Source organism: Streptomyces sp. CC53, from assembly GCF_001865245.1.
Taxonomy (GTDB): Bacteria; Actinomycetota; Actinomycetes; order Streptomycetales; family Streptomycetaceae; genus Streptomyces.
On the sequence record NZ_MKXB01000218.1, the window covers coordinates 1 to 2,709 of the forward strand.

Here is a 2,709-nt window from a genome sequence, read left to right on the forward strand (position 1 = left end):
GCACCGGCGTCCCCTCCCGCCCGCGGTGGGCGGCCTGCGCCGGCCCGCCGCCCCACGCCGTGCGGGCGCCCTGCAGGGGCCCGCCCGCACCGGGCGCACGTCCCGTCCCCGGCGCCCAGCCATGTCCCAGGGCGTCGCCGTGCACGGAGCCGCCTCCCGCCGCGCGGTCGCCCGGCCCCGGCGTCCCGGCCCGCGGCAGGGGCCCGCCCGGCGTCCGCGCGCCGGCGCTCCCCGGCCACTCCCCCCGGCCCGGCGTCCCGCCCGCCGCCTGCGGGCCGGGCGACGCCGCCGGGACCGTCGGGAGCGGGGCCGTCGCGTCGCCGTCCTGCTCCGACGCGGACGGGCCGCCCGGGGGCGGCGCCACGTCCCGGAGGTTCACGTACGGGCGTATCCGCAGGGGGTCGAAGACGCCGTCGGCCGGCGGGTCGGCCCACGCCGCCGCCCCGGTGCAGGCACAGCCCGCGCCCCGCGGAGGCGCGGGCCTGCCGCACACAGGACAGACCTTTTCGGCCACGAGTGGGTCCCTCCCCTTGAGGTCCTGCTGGAGTCCGATGATGTTCCGCCCCCGAAGGCTGGCAGCGATTATGCAGGGCCGACGTGACCTGCCCAACACCCGACGCCTCACTCAACAGGCCATAACCGGCCGAAACCTCCACGATGGGTTCGGGACACAGCGAGGGAGGCGCCCATGTCGCGGCCCGTGAGGGAACCGGCCACCACACCCGCCCCCGGCGAGGCGCTGAGCCGCCGCGCGCTGATGCTCGCCATCGGGGCGCTGCTCCTCGGCATGCTGCTCGCCGCGCTTGACCAGACCATCGTGTCGACCGCCCTGCCGACCATCGTCAGCGAGCTGGGCGGCATGGAGCACCTGTCGTGGGTGGTGACCGCCTACCTCCTGGCCTCCACGGCCGCGACCCCCCTGTGGGGCAAGCTGGGCGACCAGTACGGCCGCAAGAAGCTGTTCCAGACCGCGATCGTCATCTTCCTCGCGGGCTCCGCGCTGTGCGGCGTCGCACAGGACATGCCGCAGCTCATCGCGTACCGCGCGCTCCAGGGCCTGGGCGGCGGCGGCCTCATGGTGCTGTCCATGGCGATCGTCGGCGACCTGGTGTCGCCCCGCGACCGCGGCCGCTACCAGGGCCTCTTCGGCGCGGTGTTCGGCGCGACCAGTGTGCTCGGGCCGCTCCTCGGCGGGCTCTTCACCGACCACCTGTCCTGGCGCTGGGTGTTCTACATCAACCTGCCCGTCGGCATCATCGCCCTCTTCGTCATCGCCGCGGTCCTGCACCTGCCCGTCCGCGGCACCCGCCACACGATCGACTACCTCGGTACGTTCCTCATCGCGTCCGTCGCCACCTGCCTGGTCCTCGTGGCGTCCCTCGGCGGCAGCACCTGGCCGTGGGCGTCCGCCCAGGTGATCGGTCTGGCCGTCCTCGGCGCCGTCCTCCTCGCGGCGTTCGTCCTCGTGGAACGGCGCGCCGCGGAGCCCGTGCTGCCGCTGAAGCTGTTCGGGAACCGCACCTTCACCCTGGTCTCGGCCATCAGCTTCGTCATCGGTTTCGCCATGTTCGGCGCGATGACCTACCTGCCGACGTTCCTCCAGGTCGTCCAAGGCGTCAGCCCCACCCTGTCCGGCGTGCACCTGCTGCCCATGGTGGTCGGCATCCTGCTGACCTCCACCGCCTCCGGGCAGATCGTCAGCCGCACCGGCCGGTGGAAGGTCTTCCCCGTCGCGGGCACCGCCCTCACGACCGTCGGCCTGCTGCTGCTGCACCTGATGGAGCAGGACAGCGGTGTGTGGGAGGTCAGCGCCTACTTCTTCGTCTTCGGCGCGGGACTGGGCCTCGTCATGCAGGTCCTCATCCTGGTCGCGCAGAACTCCGTCGCGTACGAGGACCTCGGCGTCGCCACGTCCGGCGTGACCTTCTTCCGCTCCATCGGCGCGGCCTTCGGCGTCGCCGTCTTCGGGACCCTCTTCACCAACCGCCTCACCGGCGAACTCGCCGCCGCCCTCGCCGGCCAGGAGGTGCCGCCGGACGCGGACGCGCAGGCCATCGCCGCGGACCCGCGCGCCATCGGGCTGCTGCCCCCGGGGCTGCGGGCGGCGGCGCTCACCGCGTACTCCACCTCCATCACGGACGTCTTCCTCTACGCGTCGCCCGTCGTCGTGCTGGCCTTCGCCGTCTCGCTGTTCCTCAAGGAGGACCGGCTGCGGGCCTCCGTCACCGCACCCGACCCGAGCGAGACGTACGCCTCCAACCCGGTGGAGCGCTCCTCCTACGACGAGTGCGCCCGTGCCCTGTCGGTGCTGGGCTCCCGCGAGGGGCGCAAGGCGGTGTACGAGAAGATCACCGCCCGGGCCGGTCTCGACCTGGCGCCGGCGGCGAGCTGGCTGCTGCTGCGCATCCGCCGGCACGGCACCGTCGAGCCGGCGCGGCTCGCCGAGACCACACCGGTGCCGCTGCGGACCGTCATCGAGGCGTCCCGGCAGGTGGAGGAGCGCGGCATGGCCCGCAGGGAGGGCCTGGACCTGATGCTCACCGACCGCGGCGTCGAGGCGGCGACGCTGCTGGCCAGGGCCCGGGAGGAGTCGCTCGCCGAGCTGCTCGGCGACTGGTGGGGGCCCGACCGGCCGACGGACCTGATCCAGCTCGTGGAGGAGCTGACGGCGGAGCTGAACGGCTCGGTCCGTGAGCGGCCCGGCCAGGA

At 74.1% G+C, this 2,709-nt stretch carries 1 protein-coding gene; it reads left to right on the forward strand.

From position 1 onward, the window contains the following. Nucleotides 1-688: 688 nt before the first annotated feature. A partial coding sequence (locus tag BJP40_RS28925; RefSeq protein WP_071283456.1) for an MFS transporter occupies nt 689-2,709 on the forward strand: 2,021 nt, incomplete at its 3' end.